The sequence below is a fragment of the Streptomyces sp. RKAG337 genome, from assembly GCF_023701715.1.
In the GTDB taxonomy this organism is placed as follows: domain Bacteria; phylum Actinomycetota; class Actinomycetes; order Streptomycetales; family Streptomycetaceae; genus Actinacidiphila.
The window spans coordinates 4844022-4861803 of record NZ_JAJOZA010000001.1; the positions used below are offsets into that span (position 1 = coordinate 4844022).

The 17782-nt window shown below is 72.7% G+C and carries 12 protein-coding genes and 1 pseudogene; 6 read left to right on the forward strand and 7 right to left on the reverse strand.

The features are described from left to right. Window positions 1-3: 3 nt before the first annotated feature. The 4 genes and pseudogenes from LNW73_RS21475 to LNW73_RS21490 all read right to left on the reverse strand — a co-directional run bounded on the left by LNW73_RS21475 (window position 4) and on the right by LNW73_RS21490 (window position 4928). Window positions 4-950 (reverse strand): annotated as a pseudogene (locus LNW73_RS21475) (carbohydrate ABC transporter permease). Then, window positions 950-2278, reverse strand: a complete 1329-nt coding sequence (locus LNW73_RS21480; RefSeq protein WP_250991006.1) for an extracellular solute-binding protein — start codon at window positions 2276-2278, stop codon at window positions 950-952. Before LNW73_RS21480 ends, LNW73_RS21475 begins: the two are co-directional and overlap by 1 nt. A gap of 143 nt (window positions 2279-2421) precedes the next feature. Continuing rightward, entirely contained in the window at window positions 2422-3660 is a 1239-nt protein-coding gene (locus LNW73_RS21485) for an ROK family transcriptional regulator (protein ID WP_250975939.1), read from the reverse strand. Between the two features lie 200 nt (window positions 3661-3860). After that, window positions 3861-4928 (reverse strand): mechanosensitive ion channel family protein, encoded by a 1068-nt coding sequence (locus tag LNW73_RS21490; protein WP_250991007.1) that lies wholly within the window; start codon window positions 4926-4928, stop codon window positions 3861-3863. A 233-nt stretch (window positions 4929-5161) separates the two neighbouring features. Here LNW73_RS21490 and LNW73_RS21495 point away from each other — a divergent pair, with 233 nt between their 5' ends. Further along, on the forward strand, window positions 5162-5698 hold the full coding sequence (locus LNW73_RS21495; RefSeq protein ID WP_250975937.1) for an HNH endonuclease: 537 nt from the start codon (window positions 5162-5164) through the stop codon (window positions 5696-5698). A 191-nt stretch (window positions 5699-5889) separates the two neighbouring features. Here LNW73_RS21495 and LNW73_RS21500 read toward each other — a convergent pair whose 3' ends face one another. Beyond that, window positions 5890-9354: a beta-N-acetylglucosaminidase domain-containing protein gene (locus tag LNW73_RS21500; RefSeq protein ID WP_250991008.1), complete on the reverse strand. Its 3465-nt coding sequence runs from the start codon at window positions 9352-9354 to the stop codon at window positions 5890-5892. Between the two features lie 797 nt (window positions 9355-10151). On the opposite strand from LNW73_RS21500, the gene LNW73_RS21505 reads away from it, so the two are divergent. From LNW73_RS21505 to LNW73_RS21515, 3 genes are all read left to right on the forward strand, one after another. Then, window positions 10152-11558 (forward strand): amidase, encoded by a 1407-nt coding sequence (locus LNW73_RS21505; protein WP_250991009.1) that lies wholly within the window; start codon window positions 10152-10154, stop codon window positions 11556-11558. Window positions 11559-11649: 91 nt separating this feature from the next. Next, window positions 11650-13704 carry a 4-alpha-glucanotransferase gene (malQ, locus tag LNW73_RS21510; protein ID WP_250991010.1) on the forward strand — a complete coding sequence of 685 codons (2055 nt, stop codon included), beginning with the start codon at window positions 11650-11652 and terminating at the stop codon, window positions 13702-13704. 179 nt (window positions 13705-13883) lie between these two features. Further along, window positions 13884-14069: a hypothetical protein gene (locus LNW73_RS21515; RefSeq protein WP_232485007.1), complete on the forward strand. Its 186-nt coding sequence runs from the start codon at window positions 13884-13886 to the stop codon at window positions 14067-14069. A 45-nt stretch (window positions 14070-14114) separates the two neighbouring features. Here LNW73_RS21515 and LNW73_RS21520 read toward each other — a convergent pair whose 3' ends face one another. Beyond that, window positions 14115-14618, reverse strand: coding sequence for a MarR family winged helix-turn-helix transcriptional regulator (locus tag LNW73_RS21520; RefSeq protein ID WP_250975932.1), 504 nt, complete (start codon window positions 14616-14618; stop codon window positions 14115-14117). Between the two features lie 117 nt (window positions 14619-14735). Here LNW73_RS21520 and LNW73_RS21525 point away from each other — a divergent pair, with 117 nt between their 5' ends. Then, window positions 14736-16016, forward strand: coding sequence for an MFS transporter (locus tag LNW73_RS21525; RefSeq protein WP_250975931.1), 1281 nt, complete (start codon window positions 14736-14738; stop codon window positions 16014-16016). Window positions 16017-16118: 102 nt separating this feature from the next. Then, window positions 16119-17048, forward strand: a complete 930-nt coding sequence (locus LNW73_RS21530) for an EamA family transporter (RefSeq protein ID WP_250991011.1) — start codon at window positions 16119-16121, stop codon at window positions 17046-17048. Here the strand turns inward: LNW73_RS21530 and LNW73_RS21535 are convergent. Next, the gene (locus tag LNW73_RS21535) at window positions 17045-17668 is read right to left on the reverse strand and encodes a class I SAM-dependent methyltransferase (RefSeq protein WP_250991012.1); all 624 of its coding nucleotides are present in this window, start codon (window positions 17666-17668) and stop codon (window positions 17045-17047) included. The genes LNW73_RS21530 and LNW73_RS21535 overlap by 4 nt on opposite strands. Window positions 17669-17782 lie beyond the last annotated feature (114 nt).

Genomic DNA, 17782 nt, shown 5'->3' on the forward strand with positions numbered 1-17782 from the left:
TGATCAGTCCTCCGCCGACAGGAAGCCGTTGCGGCGTCGCATGAGCAGCGCCGTGAACGCCATCGCCAGGACGAAGAGCACCAGCGCGATCACGCAGGCGGCGCCGTAGTCGAAGCGCTGGAAGCCCAGGTTGTACACGAGCTGGGGCAGGGTCAGGGTCGACTTGTCCGGGTAACCGGGCTCGAGCTGCTGGCCCGAGTTGCCGATGATGCCGGACGCGATCTTCCCCGCGACCAGTGGCTGTGTGTAGTACTGCATGGTCTGGATGACGCCCGTGACCACCGCGAACATGATGATCGGCGAGATGTTGGGCAGCGTGACGAAGCGGAACCGCGCCCACGCGCCCGCGCCGTCCAGCTCGGCCGCCTCGTACTGGTCCTTCGGTACGTCGAGCAGCGCGGCCATGAAGATGACCATGAGGTCACCGATGCCCCACACGGCCAGGATGGTCAGCGCCGGCTTGGACCACGCCGGATCGGTGAACCAGCCCGTCGTCGGGATGCCCACCGAGTCCAGGATGTGGTTGACCGGTCCGGTGCCCGGGTTGAGCAGGAAGACGAACGCCATGGTGGCGGCGACCGGCGGGGCCAGGTACGGCAGGTAGAACGCCGTGCGGAAGAAGCCCGCGCCGGTCTTGATCTTGGTGATCAGCAGACCGATGCCGAGTCCGAAGACCACCCGCAGCGTCACCATGACGATGACCAGCCACAGGGTGTTCCGCAGCGACGGCCAGAACAGGGGTAGTCGTTGAAGACGTACGACCAGTTCTTGAACCCCGCGAACGTCGGGGGGTTGAACCCGTCGTACTTCATGAAGGAGAAGTAGACGGTCGACAGCAGCGGGTAGACGAAGAAGACCGTGAAGCCGATCAGCCACGGCGAGAGGAAGCCGAGGGTGCGGAGGGTCGATTTCCTGCGCTTCGCCTTGAGCAGGGGATGGATGGTCGTCATCACTTGGCCTGCGCGATGTCCTTGTCGACCTGAGCGTCGACACCCTGCAGACCGGCCTGGACATCCGTCTTCTTACCGGACTCGAAGGCGTATCCGAAGTCCTGCAGCGTCACCTGGTAGGCGCCGCCGTTGATGCTGGCCGGGGTGGTGTTGCTGTACTGGTTCTGGGCGATGTCGAGGAAGACCTTCGGGACACCGGTCAGCTCGGGGGACTTCTGCGCCTCGAACGTCGACGGCACGTTGTGGATGGCGTTGGCGAACGACACGACGGCCTGGGTGTCGGTGGTCATGAACTTGACCAGCTCCCACGAGGCGTTCTTCTTGGAGCTGGTGTTGGCGACGCCGACGATGGTGCCGGAGAGGTAGCCGCGGCCGTAGGTGTCGGCCTGGTCGTCCGGGACCGGGAACGGCGCCACGGCGAGGTCGGAGGTCGCGTTGGCTTCCTTGGCCATGCCCAGCCGCCACTCGCCGTCGATGCCCATCGCGACCTGGCCGGTGTGCAGCGGGTTCTTGGCGCCGAACTCGTCACCGAAGGTGTTGCGGTACTTCTCCAGCTTGTCGAAGCCGCCGAGGGACTTCACCATGTCCCGCTGCCAGGTGAGCATCTCCGCGAAGCCCTTGTCCTTGGCGAGCTGGGCCTTGCCGCTGGCGTCGAAGTACTTGGCGCCCCACTGGGCGGCGAAGTGGCCGGGAGTGGACTCGTAGCCGTGGAAGTTGGGCATGAAGCCCAGCTGGGAGTACGAGGCACCGGTGGACTTCGTCAGCCTCACCGCGTCGGCCTTGAACTCCGAAAGGGTCTTCGGCGGGCCGGCGATGCCGGCCTCCTTGAAGGCCTTCTGGCTGTAGTAGAGGGCGTAGACGTCGCCGAGCAGCGGCAGCGTGCAGCGCTTGCCCTGGAACTGGGTGTACTCGAGCATCGGCTTCGGGAAGACCTTCGCCGGGTCGATGTTGTCCTTCTTCAGGAACGGCGCCAGGTCGGCGAACGCGCTCGAGGAGCAGAACTTGCCGACGTTGTCGGTGGTGAAGGACGACACGACGTCGGGGGCGGTGGCGCCGCCGGCCCGCACCGCCTGGTTGATCTTGTCGTCGGTGATGTTGGCCTGCACCTTGACGTGGATGTTCGGGTGCGCCTTCTCGAAGCGGGCGACGTTGTCGTTGATCGCCTTGAGCTCGTTGGGAGCGGTCCACCCGTGCCAGAAGGTGATGGTGACGTCCTTGGTGGCGTCATCGTTCGCCTGGGTGGTGCTCTGGCTGGTACAGGCACTCGCGAACAGCGATATCGCGGCCGTGGCCGCGACGGCGGCGGCCACCTTCTTGGTACGGGACACTGCGCTTCCTCCGGGGGATGAGAGGGTCGTTGACGGGCGGGCGAAGGGTGTGCGGAGCCAACGGGCCGGCTGTCGGGGCCGGTCCGGAACGGTGACGCTGCGGTGGGTGGTGCGTCGAAGGGTGGTCGGCGGGGGAGCGGGGGTCAGCGCGAGGTGTCGAACACCTCGTCGCGTGTGGTGGCGAGGGCGCTCTGCAGCGCCCCGCACAGGACGGGGTGTTCCTGCACCGCGCCTATCACCAACCGGGGCCTGGGCACGGCGAGTTCTGCCAGTTCGGCCTGGATGAGGGCACGGAGGTGCTCCCCGCCGGCGACGATCACGCTGCCGGTGAGGACGATGAGTTCCGGGTCGAGGACGGCGACCATCGAGGCCAGGCCGGTGGCCAGCCCGGTGGCGATCCGTGCCAGCAGCTCGGCGTGCGGCCCGGTGTCCGGGGTGCCGTCCCGTTCGGCCGTCTCCGCCGACCGCGCGGCTTCGGTGAGCAGCGTGGCGGCCAGATCGGCGAGCGGGGCCCCGCTGACCGGGGTGAGGCCGAGTTCCCGCGCGATGCGCACCACCGCGTCGCAGCCGGCCAGTTCCTGGAAGCCGCCGTTGTTGGCCTTGGTCACATGCCGTACGAGGGGCGTGCCCGGCACCGGCAGGAAGCCGACCTCGCCGGCGCCGCCGGTCCACCCGCGGTGCAGCCGGCCGCCGATGACGATGGCGGCGCCGATGCCCTCCTCGTTCCACAGCAGGACGAAGTCCTCGTGGTCACGGGCGGCGCCGACCCGCTGCTCGGCGACCGCGGCGAGGTTCACGTCGTTGTCGTACTCCAGCGGCACGGCGAGCGCGGCGGCCAGTTCGTCGAGGAGCGTGGTGGAGTGCCAGCCCGGGAGGTGGCTGGCGTAGCGCAGCCGGCCGGTGCTCGGGTCGAAGGCGCCGGGTGTGCCGATCACGACCCGGTGCAGGTCCGAGCGGTTCAGCCCGGCGGCTTTGGCCGCCTCGTCCACCGCCTGCACGACCTGCTCGACGGTGCCCTGCGCGCGGCGGCCCGGGGTCGGCAGCTCGAACTCGCCGACGGTACGGCCGGTGATGTCCGCGACGGCTGCCTTGATCCGTATCGGTGTCACGTCCAGCCCGGCGACATGCGCCGCGGCCGGGTTCACCGAGTACAGCTGGGCGTTGGGCCCGGGCCGGCCGGCCGTGGTGCCGGTGGCCAGTACCAGTCCGGCCGCTTCGAGCCGCGCCAGCAGCTGCGACGCGGTCGGCTTGGAGAGGCCGGTGAGCTTGCCGATCCGGGTTCGCGACAGGGGCCCGTGCTCCAGAAGGAGGTCGAGCGCCGCGCGGTCGTTCATGGCGCGCAGTACGCGCGGGGTTCCAGGGGTGCCAGCCATGCGCGCCATCCTCCCTCAGTTCACTGTTAGGAAACTTTCCTATTGGTGAAACGAAAGGTAGGCCCGCTTTCGGCGGAGCGTCAAGGGGGGTCGGCCACAGGTCGACCAAAGCGTTACCTCCATGAAAGCGGCCCCCGGCGCAGTGCGCCAGAGGCCGGCAGCGGCATGTGTCAAGACCGCCGAAAGGAGGAGACCCAAGGGGCGCCTGGTTACTTGGCGCCGTCCGCCCCCTGCGAGGGCACCGGACGGGCCGCCAGCGCCTGCGGTGAATCCGGGTTGGAGAGCGCCGAAGGGGCCGCCACCGCCACCATCGGGTCGGCCGGCACACCCGTGTCGTCCACGGCCGCGGTCGGCGTGCCGCCGACGATCGTGATGCCCGCCTCGTCGAAGGCCCGCTTGATCCGCCAGCGCAGCTCCCGCGCGACCGCCGTGGCCTTGCCCGGCATCGTCTTGGCCTGCGCCTGGATCACCACCGAGTCCGCGCTCACCGACTCCAGGCCCAGCACCTGCACCGGCTCCCACAGCGCCTCGTCCCACGGATCGGACTTCGCCATGTCCTCGGCGGCGGCCTCGATCACCGCGCGTGCCCGGTCCAGATCCTGCGCGTAGCCGACCTGGACGTCCACCACGGCCGTCGCCCAGCCCTGGCTCAGGTTGCCGATCCGCTTGACCTCGCCGTTCCGGACGTACCAGATCTCTCCGTTGTCGCCGCGCAGCTTCGTCACTCGCAGCCCGACCTCGATCACCGTGCCGCTGGCCACCCCGGCGTCGATGACGTCACCCACGCCGTACTGGTCCTCAAGGATCATGAAAACGCCGGACAGGAAGTCCGTCACCAGGTTCCGGGCGCCGAAACCGATCGCGACGCCCGCGACCCCGGCGCTCGCCAGCAGCGGCGCCAGGTTGATCTGCAGCACCGACAGCACGGTCAGCGCCGCGGTGCCGAGGATGGTGAACGAGGCGATACTGCGCAGCACCGACCCGATCGCCTCGCTGCGCTGCTTGCGCCGCTCCGCGTTGACGACCAGCAGCCCGCCCAGGGTGGTGCCCTGCGCGACCTCCACGCCCCGGTTCATGCGGTCGATCAGCTTGCTGATGGTCCGCCGGACCAGCCCGCGCAGCACCAGCGCGATGACGATGATCAGCAGAATTCTCAGGCCCGCGCCGAGCCAGTCCGCCCAGTTGGCCTCGACCCAGCCCGCGGCCTCGGTCGCGGATTTCTGGGCGTCGTCAAAGCTGGTTGCAGGAGCACTCGGGGACGGTGCGGGGGTGGACACGGTGGAAAACCTCCGTTGTGGGACAGACCCTCCACACTAACGGGCTAACGGATATGCCTCGTTGCCAAGTTCGAGGGCCAACAGCCCGAAAGGTGGGGAAGTAAAGGAGTGTGGTCGAAAACACCCTGAGTCCGTTACCTGGTCATGGTGGCGCCGCCACCCGGCTTCCGGAGAGACTGAGGGCAGATCGTCCCGGCGCGAGCCACGCGCCGCCGGCGTATAAGGAGGCACCCGTGCCGCATGTCCTGGTCCTCAACGCGTCGTACGAGCCGCTCGGCGTCGTACCGCTCCGCCGTGCGCTTGTCCTCGTACTGAACAAGAAGGCCGTGTGCCTCGAGGAAACCGGCGCCTATCTGCACAGCGAGTCCTGCGCTCTTCCGGCGCCCAGTGTCGTCAAACTCACCAAATTCGTGCGAGTCCCCTTTCGAGGCACCGTCCCGCTGACCCGTAGGGCACTCTTCGCCCGCGACGGCGGCAGGTGCGCGTACTGCGGAGCCGCCGCAACCAGCGTCGACCACGTCATCCCGCGCAGCCGCGGCGGTCAGCACGCCTGGGAGAACGTCGTCGCCGCGTGCAGACGCTGCAACCACGTCAAGGCGGACCGCCATGTCGCGGAGCTGGGGTGGCGGCTGCGCCATACACCCGCACCACCGGCGGGCCTGGCCTGGCGGATCATCGGAACGGGACACAGAGACCCGCGCTGGCTGCCGTACCTGCAACCATTCGGCGCGGACGACGCCCTGGCCCGGATTGACGGCATCTCTGCCTGATATCCGGGCTTTCGTGTCTGCGGGTGTCCGCGGACGCGGGGTCCGCGGGTGTCTGCCGGTGTCTGCGGACGCGGTGGATGCGGGGCTGGTTGTGTTCGTGGTGCCGACCGGGTCCGGCCCGGCCGGCACCTTGCTGTGTCGTGGCCGCTTCGTGGTCGTCGGACGCCGGGCGCCCGTTTCGCGTGGGCCGGTCACGGCAGGACGGCGTAGGCCTCCACGCCGAACAGGCTGTAGCTGTACTTCGTCGCCCGCTGGACGCCGTGCACCCGCAGGAACCGGGCCCCCGCCCACGGGGCGGACGCGTCGTCCAGGCGGACCGACTCGGTACCGCCCTTGCCGTCGCGCACGGTCGCCGCGGTGTGCCACGTCACCCCATCGGCCGAGGTCTGCACCGCGTAGCGGGCGGCGTAGGCGTCCTGCCAGTGCAGCACCACCCGGCCCACCCGGGCCGGCGCGGCCAGCTCCACCTGGACCCACGCATCGTCCTGCACCGGCGATGACCAGCGGGTTTCCGGGTCGCCGTCGGCGATCGCCGCGGCCGGGAAGGCCGGGGTCTCGTCCCCGGAGGACGTCGCCCGCGCGCCCCTGACCAGGTCGGGGCCGCCGGTCCGCGGCCGGGCCCGTACGGTGATCCACTGCTCGGCCGAACGGCCGTCCACCGTGAAGCGCACCGGAATGGAGTACGTGCCCGGCGCGGAGCCGGGCGGCACCGACACCCGTACCGGTACGACCGGCGCCGCGCCGCGCCGCACGACGACGGAGGCGGGCACCTCCACGTGGGCGCCACCCTTCGGTGCCGCCGCCTCCAGCGTGCCCTGCGTGTCCAGCGGCCGTTCGGAGCGCAGCTCCGCGTGGACGGTGACCGGATCGCCGCCGATCTCCGCGTCGACCTCGGCGTCGTCCAGCGTGATCCGCGGCGGTTCGGTGAACCACGGCACGATCTCGTGGACGGCCGGGACCGGGTTCGGGACCGGGTTCGGGCCCGGGGTACCGCTGCCGCCGGTCGTGGTGAGCCGGATCGCGTCGGCCGTCACCCCGTGGGCCGACAGCTCCGTCCACCCGTCCGCGAGGGTGCCCACACGCTGCCACCCCTTGCCGGGGACCCTGACCTCCACGGAGGCGGGGGAGGCGGTGGCGCTGGCGCCTGCGGCCGGGGCCGGGGCCTGTGCCGTGCCGCCCGGTTCCGTCAGCACGGTCACCGCCTCCAGTGGTCGGGCGGCGCCGAATTCGACGGTCAGCGGCCCTTCGGTCCCGTCCGGTCCGGCCGGCCGGTACGAGGTCGTCACGTCGTCGTCCGCGACGGCACGGGCGGCCGGGGCGCCGCCGACCACCTGCGCCGCGGTCCCGTCGACCGGCACGTCGAACGCCCGCACCGCCACCGAGCTGGGCTGCGCGCCCGTCGCCCGCAGCCGGACGAAGCGCGCGCGGGCGCCGGCCGGGAGCCGTACCGCGATCGTCCGCCGGTCGTGGAAGGCGCCGGCCGACCGCCAGCCCGCGTCGTCGCCCGCCGAGTACTCCAGCACCGCGTCGTGCAGATAGTCCTCGGAGTCGGCGGCGCTGCCCATCACGATCCGCACCCCGCCCACCGGCCGGACCAGGCCGAGGTCCACCCCGAACGCGTCGCCCTCCTGCGGCGGCGTGTCGCTCGACCACGCCGTGCCGTCCTTGCCGTCGACCATCAGGGACGGATCGGTGGCCCGGGCCGAACCCTGCGTGACGATGGCCTTCCGCGCGTCGGCGTGCCCGCCCGTCCAGGAGTCCGCCGTCGTGGTCGCCGTCGTCAGGAACGTGTCCAGGACGGTGCTGCCGCCCATCGTCGCCGTCCCCGCGCCGAGCCCGGTGCGGGCCCGCTGCACCGCCAGCCGCCCCTGCCAGCCGGCCGCCCCGTCCCCACGGGCCTGCGCCAGCAGCATGTCCACCGCCCGCTCGCCCGCCGTGCCGTACAGCGCCAACCGGTCCAGCCACGGCCGCACTTCACCGCCGAACGAGCCGTCCGCCAGCCCCGCGAGCCGGCCCGGCGCCCACCGCATCGTGGTGAACGCGGCCCGCAGCCGGCGGGCCGCGTCCGGCAGCCCCTTGCGGTCCGCCGACCCGTACGCCGTCCAGAAGTCCGCCAGCAGCGGCCGCAGATACGCCGACTCCGTACCGCCGAGCGCCGACGACACGTCATTGCCCGCCAGCGAGCGCAGCGCCTCGCGGGCGCCCCGGTCGGGACCGGCGAGATCGTCGATCGCCGCCTGCCAGGAGGCCTGGGCGTCGTACCCGTGCGCGTTCCACGCGTAGTCGGCCGCGGTGAACAGCGCGATCCGCGACGCCACCGGCTGCTGCATCGCCGCCGCGACCACCCCTGCGGACCCGCTCGCGACGGCCGGCTCCCGGCCCGTGTACGGGCCGAGGAAGAGCCGGGTGGGCGCGTAGTCGTTGACCGGGTAGTTGTCGACGGTCAGGAGGGAGTGCTTGAACGCTGCCGCTGTGGTGGCCAGTTGGGTGCCGGTGATCCGCTCGGGCACCACGCCGACGCCCGTCCACGCCACGGCGACGCCGGGGCGCAGCGCGGTTGCGAGCGCGGTGCGGTATTTCGTGGGGCCGTCCTGGTAGTACTCGGTGGGCATGAGGGACAGATCGGCGGCGCCTGCGCCTGTGCGGCCCGTCAGATGATCGGCGAGCGCGTTCGTCAGCCGTGCCTGCGCGCGGGCCGCCGCCTCCGGGCCCTTGCCGAACTCCTTGGCGTCCGCGCCGCAGTGCCACTCCGTGTAGCTCACGTCCTGGAACTGCAACTGGAACGCGCGGATGCCCAGCGCCCACATGGCGTCGGCCTTGCGGGTCAGCGCACGCAGATCGTCCGCCGACGAGAAGCAGAGTCCCTGGCCGGGGGCGACGGCCCAGGCGAGCGTCACGTGATTCGCCGCCGCGCGGTCGGCGAGCGCCCGGAACTGCGCCCGCTGCGCGGCCGGGTACGGCTCCCGCCACTTCGCCGCCTGCCGGTACGGGTCGTCGCCCGGCGCGTAGAGCAGCCGGTTCTGCTTGGTGCGGCCCATGAAGTCCAGCTGCGACAGGCGCTGGGCCTGGGTCCAGGGGACCCCGTAGTAACTCTCGGCGGTCCCGCGGACCCTGGCGGTCGGCCAGTCCCGGATCAGCGCCGCGGCGAAGGCCCTTCCACGGAGCAGCTGGCGCAGGGTCTGCGCGGCGTGGAACAGACCGTCGGTGCCGACGCCCGCGAGGGCGACGGTGTCGCGGCCGGTGGCGAGCCGGTAGCCACCGGCCGGCAGGTCCGCCTGCGGCTCGGCTTTGAGGCGGCTCAGCTGGGCTTCGGCGGCGGGGCCGTCGGCGTAGACGGTGAGGCCGGTTGTGGTTGCCGTCCTGGCTTCAAGGATGGTGCGGGCGCCGGCTTCCCGGAGGACGTCGCGGATGACGGTGAGCGCGTACGGGTCGGCCGTGGGGGCGGCGACGAGGGTGACGGTGGGGGTCACCTGGGCGGCTTCGCCGCCCGTGCCGCGGAGGGACTGGGGGCGCGGCCAGACGGACGGCTGCGCCTGCGTCTCCTGTTGGCGCGGCGGTGACTCCGGTGCGGCGTCGGCGGCGGGCACGTTCCCGAGGACACCGCCGATGACGGCGGCCACCAATGCCACGGCTGATCGGCTGCGCAAGGGCTGCACGGGTCCTCCTCGCGGCACGCGGTGATGAGCGCTGAGCCCATCACTGTGGTGGCGGCCGTGTCAACGCGGGTTGTCCTGCCGACGGCTTGCTCGGGGTCGGTGCCCGGGCCCTCCGGGGTGGGGGGTCGAAATCGACTATTTACGGTCCCCCAACCTTCGGCCGGGGGTCCCCCCAGCGGCCCACAAATAGCTCGGCAGCCCCACCGACCCCGGTCCCCTCACGTCACCACCACCCCGTCGGCCCACCGGCCCGCCGACCTCCGCAGCCCGGTGCACCCGGGCGCCGCCCCACCCCGCCGGTAGGCATATATCGCCAGCCCCCCACCCCTCCGACCCCGGTCCCCTCACGTCACCACCACCCCGTCGGCCCACCGGCCCGCCGACCTCCGCGGCCCGGTGCACCCGGGCGCCGCCCCACCCCGCCGGTAGGCATATATCGCCAGCCCCCCACCCCTCCGACCCCGGTCCCCTCACGTCACCACCACCCCGTCGGCCCACCGGCCCGCCGACCTCCGCGGCCCGGTGCACCCGGGCGCCGCCCCACCCCGCCGGTAGGCGTAGATGGGGCGGGCGGGTGGGGAATGCCCGCCGCAGGCGCAACGGTGCCGCGGGTGCCCGCGTACTCGAACCCCCGCCGGAGGCGCGTGGCGCAACGGCGTCGCGGGCGCCGAATCCCGCTGTGCAGCCCGCCGTCAGGCGAAAGGGCGGGTGGGTGGGGAACAGCCCGCCGCAGGCGGAAGCGGCTCGCACGGGCCGGCGTACCCGTGGTTCCGCCCGGACCGAACTACCCTGCCCGGATGGGCGAACCTCATGAGTTGACGATGCTGGAGCAGGCCGCCGCGGTCCGGGGCAAGGTTCTCTCCCCAACGGAGTTGGCGCGGCATTACCTCGGGCGGATCGACCGGCTGAACGATGCCGTCGGGGCGTACGTGACCGTGACGCCCGAGCGCGCGCTCGAGGACGCGCGGCGGGCGGAGCGGCGGTTGGCGGAGGGTGGGGTGCTGCCGCCGCTGTTGGGGGTGCCGGTGCCGGTGAAGGATCTGACGCCGGTGGCGGGGGTGCGGTGGACGGCGGGATCGGCGGTGTTCGCGGACCAGGTCGCCGAGTCGGGGACGCACGTCGGGGAGCTGCTGCGGGCCGCCGGGACGGTGCTGCTCGGGAAGACGAACACGCCCGAGTTCGGGCTGCCGGCGTACACCGAGGGCCGGGTGGCGCCTCCGGCGAGGAGCCCGTACGACACGGCGCTGATGGCCGGCGGGTCGAGCGGGGGAGCGGCGGCCGCCGTGGCCGCCGGGCTGGCGCCCGCCGCGCACGGGAACGACGGCGGGGGGTCGATCCGCATTCCGGCGAGCTGCTGCGGGGTGGTGGGGCTGAAGCCCAGCCGGGGGCGGGTGAGTCCGGCGCCGTACGGGGATGTGACGGGGCTGGCGGTGACGGGGCCGATCGCGCGGAACGTGCGGGACGCGGCGGCGCTGCTGGATGTGATGGCGGGGCCGGTGCCGGGGGATCCGATGCCGGTGGCGGCGTCGGGGACGTCGTTCCTGGAGTGGTGCGAGCGGGAGCCGCGGCGGTTGCGGATCGGGCGGTGGGCGCGGCCCGATGTCGACGTGCCGGTGGATCCGGTGGTGCTGGCGGCGTACGAGCGGACGTCGGCGCTGCTCGCGGGGCTGGGCCATGAGGTGGTGGACGTCGAGCAGCCGCTCGGGCCCGGGGACCACGGGTCGTTCGATCCGGTGTGGGAGGTGATGGCGCTGCTGGTGCCGGTGCCGGCCGACCGGGAGGGGGAGTTGATGCCGCTGACGCGGTGGCTGCGGGAGCGCGGCCGGGCGGCGTCGGGGGAGCGGTTCGCGATGGCACTGGGGGCGATGCAGGCGGTGGGGCGGAAGTTCGCGGCGGCGGTGGCGCCGTTCGACGCGGTGCTGACGCCGACGCTGGCCCAGCTGCCGCAGCCGGTGGGGGCGTTGCGCGACGACGCGGATCCGGCGGCGGATTTCGCGGCGCAGTACGCGTTCACGCCGTTCACGGGGGCGTGGAACATCGCGGGTCTGCCGGCGGTGTCGCTGCCGGTGGAGTGGACGGACGGCGGGCTGCCGGTCGGGATGATGCTCGGCGCGGCGCACGGTGCGGAGGGCCCGCTGCTGGCGCTCGCGGCTCAGGTGGAGGCGGCGGCGCCGTGGCGGGAGCGGCGGCCGGCGGGTTGGTAGCGGTGCCGGGCGGGGTGGCGGCGTCTGACGGGGTGTCCGGTGGGGTAAGGCTGGGGTGACCCCCACCCCGCACTGTGATCTTGGAGGCCCGATGGACCGGGAGCGGCTGGCCGCGCTGCACGGCGTGGACACGACGTACCGCCCTGGGCCCGACCGGGAGGCCCGGGTGCCGGAGGAGACGGTGGTGGCCGTGCTGGCCGCGCTGGGGGTGGACGCCTCGACGCCGCAGGCGGTGCGGGACGCGCTGGCCGCGTACGAGCACCGCGACCGGCAGCGGCTGCTGGCGCCGTGCACGGTGGTGCGGACCGGCCGGCCGCTGCCGCTCGGGCTCCCGGAGGGGACCCGGGTGCTGATCGAGGCCGAGTCGGGCGAGGTGTTCGACGCCGGTGACTGGGAGCGGATTCCGCTCGGCCGGCATGTGGTGCGGGCGACCGCGCTGGACGGGCGGACGGCGCGGGCCGATCTGGTGATCGCGCCCGAGCGGCTGCCGGGTCCGCCGGGGCGCACGTTCGGCTTCATGGCGCAGCTCTACTCGACGCTGTCGGAACGCTCCTGGGGGATGGGCGACCTGGGCGATCTCGCCGATCTGGCGGCCTGGTCGGGGCGGGCGCTGGGGGCCGGGTTCCTGCAGATCAATCCGCTGCACATCGCGGTGCCGGGGCGGCCGACGGACCCCTCGCCGTACCGCCCGTCGTCCCGGCGGTTCCCCGATCCGGTGTATCTGCGGGTCGAGGACGTTCCGGAGTACGCGTATCTGGCGCCGGACGACCGGTCGCAGGCCGTGGAGCTGGCCGGCCGGGCCGCGGCGCTGCGGGCGGGTGTGCTGTACAAGGACGCGCTGATCGACCGGGACGCGGTGTGGGAGCTGAAGCTGGAGGCGCTGGGGCTGGTGCGGAAGGTGCCGCTGCAGCCGGGGCGCCGGGCCGGGTACGCCGACTTCCTGGCGGAGCAGGGGCAGTCGCTGGACGACCACGCCACCTGGTGCGCGCTCGCGGAGGTGCACGGTCCCGACTGGCACGCGTGGCCCGCCGGGCTGCGCGATCCGCGGTCCGCGCAGGTCGCGCGGGCCCGCAGCGAACTGCTCGACCGGGTGGACTTCTACTGCTGGCTCACGTGGCTGACGGATGATCAGCTGGGCGCGGCGCAGACGGCGGCGCGGGCCGCGGGGATGCCGATCGGGATCGTGCACGACCTGGCCGTCGGGGTGCATCCGTCGGGCTCGGACGCGTGGGCGATGCAGGACGCGCTGGCCCGGGGCATGTCGGTGGGCGCACCGCCGGACGCGTTCAACTCACGCGGCCAGGACTGGGGCCTGCCGCCCTGGCGGCCGGACGCGCTGGCCGCCACCGGGTACACCCCCTACCGGGATCTGCTGAGCCGGCTGCTGCGGCACGCGGGGGCGCTGCGGATCGACCATGTGATGGGGCTGTTCCGGCTCTGGTGGGTGCCGGAGGGCCGGCCGCCGACCGAGGGCGCCTATGTCCGGTACGACGCGGAGGCGATGCTCGGAGTGCTCGCCCTGGAGGCGCACCGGGCGGGCGCGGTGGTGATCGGCGAGGACCTGGGGACGGTGGAGAACGGGGTCAGGGAGGAGCTGTCCGACCGCGGCATCCTCGGCACGTCGGTGCTGTGGTTCGAGCGGAACCACGACGGGGACGGCAAACCGCTGGCGCCGGAGGCCTGGCGGCCGGCCTGTCTGGCCACCGTCACCACGCACGATCTGCCCAGTACGGCGGCCCGGCTGACGGGCGAGCACGTCGAGCTGCGCTACCGGCTGGGGCTGCTGACCCGGCCGCTGGCCGAGGAGCAGGCGGAGGACGCGGCGGAGGTCGCGGAGTGGATCGCGCTGCTCGGCCGGCTGGGGCTGCTGCCGGAGGGCGCGGGCGACGAGGAGGCCGTCGTCAAGGCCGTCCACCGGTTCCTGGCGCGCACTCCGGCGGCGATGGTCGGCGTCTGGCTGCCGGACGCGGTCGGCGACCGCCGCCCGCAGAATCTGCCGGGCACCTGGGACCAGTACCCGAACTGGCGGCTGCCGGTGGCCGACGCGGCGGGCCGGCCGGTCACCCTGGAGCAGCTGGCCGGATCGCCGCGGCTACACGCGCTGCTGGACGAGGTGCGGGCCGCGCTGGCGGCCCGCCCGGAGTGACGACGTCCTCCGTTGCCGCAGGTCGCAAGGACATGGGCGTGTAAAGACATGGGCAAGGACCCCCATAAGGACACCCCGGGCGTGCGGGCCCGGAGGTCGTTCACTACATTGAGGGCGTGGACAAGAAGCTCAACAAGAAGGCCGTGCGCGCCGGGGTCATCACCGCCGGGACGACGCTGATGCTGCTGATGTCGTCCCCCGCGTTCGCGGTCTCCCGCGACGACGGCGACGACCCGGGTTCCGGCCTGAGTGTCGTACAGACCCTCGGCCTCTTCGTGCTCGCGCCGATCGCGCTGTTCGCGATCATCGCCGGCGTGGTGATGGCGACCGACAAGACCCGTAAGCAGCAGCAAGAGCGCGGCTGACGCCTTTCTCCTGCTGGCCCCCTGACCGCATGCGCGGCAGGGGGCTCAGTGCTGTTCCGACGAGCCGAGCAGCTGCCGCAGCAGGTCCGAGAGCTGCGCGGCCTGCTCGTCGTCCATCGCGCCGAGAGCCGCCTTCTGCACGGCGAGCCCGGCGCCCACCGCCTCGTGCAGCAGCGTGAGGCCGCGTTCGGTGAGGGTGACCCGCAGACCGCGCCGGTCGTGCGGGTCCGGGCTGCGCTCGACGAGGCCGGCGCGCTCCAGCTTGTCCAGCCGTCCCGTCATGCCGCCGGTGGTGAGCAGCAGCGTCGAGGAGAGCTCGCGCGGTGACAGGGTGTGCGGCTCACCGGCCCTGCGCAGGGTCGCCAGCACGTCGAACTCGCCGCGGCTGATGCCGAAGCGCCCGTACTCCTTCTCCATCTGGTCGCCGACCGCGCGCGCGATGCGGTAGATGCGGCCGAAGATCGCCATCGGCACGGTGTCGAGGTCGGGGCGGACCTCGTTCCACTGCGCGGTGATCTTGTCCAGGGGATCCGGGGCGGGGGTGGTCATACGCACCAGTATCGGACGAGGGACGATCGCTGGCAAGAAAGTAGCTTGACGGTAAGTCGCTTAGTAGTAAGCTAATCACCATCGAGCTACTTCGGCGACGATCTCCCAGGAGCGGACATGCCCAGCACCCAGCGGATCCCCGGTGAGCGGTCGATGCTCGCCGCGATGACCGTCAACGCGGTCGGCTCCGGGATGTACCTCCCCTTCACCCTGATCTTCTTCCACCACGTCACGGGCCTGTCGTTCGCCGCCGTCGGCGCGGTGCTCACGGCGGCCGGGCTCATCGGGCTCACCACGCTGCCGCTGGCCGGCACCGCCGTCGACCGCTTCGGGGCGCGCCGCGTCCAGCTGGTGCTCTTCGGGGTGCGGGGGCTGGGCTTCGCGCTCTACCCGTTCGCCCAGTCGGTGCCCGCCTTCGCCGTCGTCGCCCTGGTCACGATCATCGGCGACGGCGCCTTCCCCGCCGTCCAGCAGTCCTTCCTCGGCGAGATCGCCCGCGGCGCCGACCGGGACCGGCTGCAGGCCGCCTCCCGGGCGCTCAGCAACGGCGGCATGGGCGCCGGCGCGCTGCTCGCCTCGCTCGTCGTCGGCTTCGGCGGCGACGCCGGCTTCACCGCGGCGGCCTGGCTCAACGCGGCCAGCTTCATCCTCTCGGCGCTGCTGATGTGGCGGGTGCGCCCGGTCCTGGTGGTCAGGGACGCGGCCGCCGTCGCCCGCCAGAAGGCCGGCTACCGGCTGGTGCTCCGTGACCGCCCGTTCCTCGGTCTGACCGCGGCCAACTTCCTCATCGCCCTGGGCTACACCGCGCTGCCCGTCCTGTACCCGCTCTACATCTCCACCTGGCTGCACGGCCCCGAGTCCCTGACCGGCGCCGCCTTCACCGTCAACACCGTGCTGTGCGCCGCGGGCGGCGTCCTGGTCGCCTCCTTCGTGCGCCGCCGCGGCGCCCGCCGCAACCGGTCCGCGGCGCTCGGCGCGGTGCTCTTCGCGGTGGCCTTCGCCGGACAGATCGTGCTCGGCACGGTGCGCCCGCAGGCCGGCTGGGCGATCGGCGCCGGCCTCGCCGTGATCATCACGGTGCACACCATCGGCGAGATGGTGCACAACCCGTCGGCCGGCGCCCTGGCCATCGCCGCCGCCCCGGACGCGGTACGCGGCCGGTACATGGCGGCCTACCAGTTCTCCTGGCAGCTGGTGCGGGCCATCGCCCCGTCGCTCTTCACCGGCCTGATGGCCGTCGACGGCCGGCTCCCGTGGCTGCTGCTCATCGGCACCACGCTCGGCGCGGCGCTCCTCCTGGTGCGGCTCGAGCCGCACCTGGCATCCGACGCCGTCCACCCGGCGGCCCCGCGCCCGGTGGCCGCCTCCCCGAAGCCGGACCTCGTCCCCGCCGCCTGATCCCCGCCTGTTCGCCGCCTGATCCCCGATCGCCCGGTCGTCGCCCGGCTCCGTTCTCGCGGCCCCGCCCTCGTGACCGCTGCTCCCGTGAGGAGTCCGCAGATGTCCCGTCTCCCCACCATCGCCCTCACCGCCCTCGCCCCGCTGGCCTGGGGTTCCACCTACGCGGTCACCACCCAGCTCCTTCCGCCGGACCGCCCGCTGTTCGCCGGGCTGATGCGGGCGCTGCCCGCCGGGCTCGTGCTGCTCGCCGCCACCCGGGCGCTGCCGCGCGGCGCCTGGTGGTGGAAGTCGGCAGTGCTCGGCACCCTCAACATCGGCGCCTTCTTCCCGCTGCTGTTCCTCGCCGCCTACCGGCTGCCCGGCGGCGTCGCTTCCGTCGTCGGCTCGGTGGGCCCGCTGTTCGTGGCGGGCCTCGCGGCGGCCCTGCTCAGCGAACGCCCCAGCGCCCGTACGCTCACGGCCGCGGTCATCGGGGCGGTCGGCGTCAGCCTCGTCGTCCTGCGGGCCGGTGCCGGATTCGATGCCCTCGGCCTGCTCGCCGGGGTCGCCGGCTCGGCGAGCATGTCGGCCGGGACCGTCCTGACCAAGCGCTGGGGACGCCCTAAGGGCGTCGGCCCGCTCGCCTTCACCGGCTGGCAGCTCACCGCCGGCGGCCTGCTGATCGCCCCGGTCGCCCTCCTCGTCGAGGGCCTCCCGCCCGCCCTCGACGCCCGAGCCGTCACCGGCTACGCGTACCTCGCCGTCGCCAACACCGCCGCCGCGTACTGGCTCTGGTTCCGCGGCATCGGCCGCCTCCCGGCAACGTCGGTCTCCCTCCTCGGCTTCCTCAGCCCGATCTCCGCCGCCGCCATCGGCTGGGCCGTCCTGGACCAAGCCCTGACCCCCGTCCAACTGCTGGGCATGGCCATCGCGTTCACCGGAACCCTGCTGGGACAGCTGCACTACAGCCGGCGCGCAGCGCCGTCGGTGTCCGTGCCGAAGTCGGTGCCGGCGGTGCCGGTGGCCGTGCCGAGTCGTCTCTCCCGCTAGGGGGAAACCGCGACGCCCAGTGCGGCGGCGCCCATGGGTTTCGGGGCGCCCTCTTCGTAGAAGATGTCGACCTCCCGGATGGTGAATCCGGCGGTCGTCAGCATCTCGACGGTCGGCCGGGTGAGGTGGCAGCCGCCGAGGAGGCGTTTGTTCACCGGTTCGAGGCGGCGTTGCCAGCGGCGAATGTTCTCGTCCTGCTCCGGGGCCAGCCCGTGCTCGACGAAGTGCAGCGTGCCGCCGGGCCTGAGGACGCGTCGGACCTCCCGCAGGGCCGCGTCGGCGTCGGGGATGGTGCACAGCGTCCAGGTGGACAGGGCGGCGTCGAAGCTGTCGTCGCCGAAGGGGAGTGACTGGCCGTCCAGGCCGGCGCGGCGCACCGGGACCGTTGCTGCTCGGACCCGGTCGGCGGCGAGCCGCCAGCCGACGTCGGAGGGCTCGATCGCGGTCACGCCGGTGACGGTGGCCGGATAGTAGGGAATGTTGTGGCCCGAGCCGAATCCGATTTCGACGATCTCGCCTTCCAGGCCCTCGCAGACCCGGCGTCGCAGGGGCACGGTCACCTTCACCCCGCAGGCGACATTGATGATCCGCGGCACGACCTGTTCGGCATAAATACCCATCTCTCGACCTCCGCGTCTCCCTTCCAGAATGTCACCGGAGGAGCAGGGACGCACCGTTTAGTGCAACTGAACATATAGGTCAGAAACATTCGATGGACCTGATCGGTTGGCCGG

What these genes read in the sequence shown, in the direction of transcription:
- LNW73_RS21485 (WP_250975939.1), bottom strand. Translation starts at nt 3,660, where the DNA reads ATGGCGCGCATGGCTGGCACCCCTGGAACCCCGCGCGTACTGCGCGCC.
- LNW73_RS21505 (WP_250991009.1), top strand. Translation starts at nt 10,152, where the DNA reads ATGGGCGAACCTCATGAGTTGACGATGCTGGAGCAGGCCGCCGCGGTC.
- malQ (WP_250991010.1), top strand. Translation starts at nt 11,650, where the DNA reads ATGGACCGGGAGCGGCTGGCCGCGCTGCACGGCGTGGACACGACGTAC.
- LNW73_RS21515 (WP_232485007.1), top strand. Translation starts at nt 13,884, where the DNA reads ATGCTGCTGATGTCGTCCCCCGCGTTCGCGGTCTCCCGCGACGACGGC.
- LNW73_RS21520 (WP_250975932.1), bottom strand. Translation starts at nt 14,618, where the DNA reads ATGACCACCCCCGCCCCGGATCCCCTGGACAAGATCACCGCGCAGTGG.
- LNW73_RS21525 (WP_250975931.1), top strand. Translation starts at nt 14,736, where the DNA reads ATGCCCAGCACCCAGCGGATCCCCGGTGAGCGGTCGATGCTCGCCGCG.
- LNW73_RS21530 (WP_250991011.1), top strand. Translation starts at nt 16,119, where the DNA reads ATGTCCCGTCTCCCCACCATCGCCCTCACCGCCCTCGCCCCGCTGGCC.
- LNW73_RS21535 (WP_250991012.1), bottom strand. Translation starts at nt 17,668, where the DNA reads ATGGGTATTTATGCCGAACAGGTCGTGCCGCGGATCATCAATGTCGCC.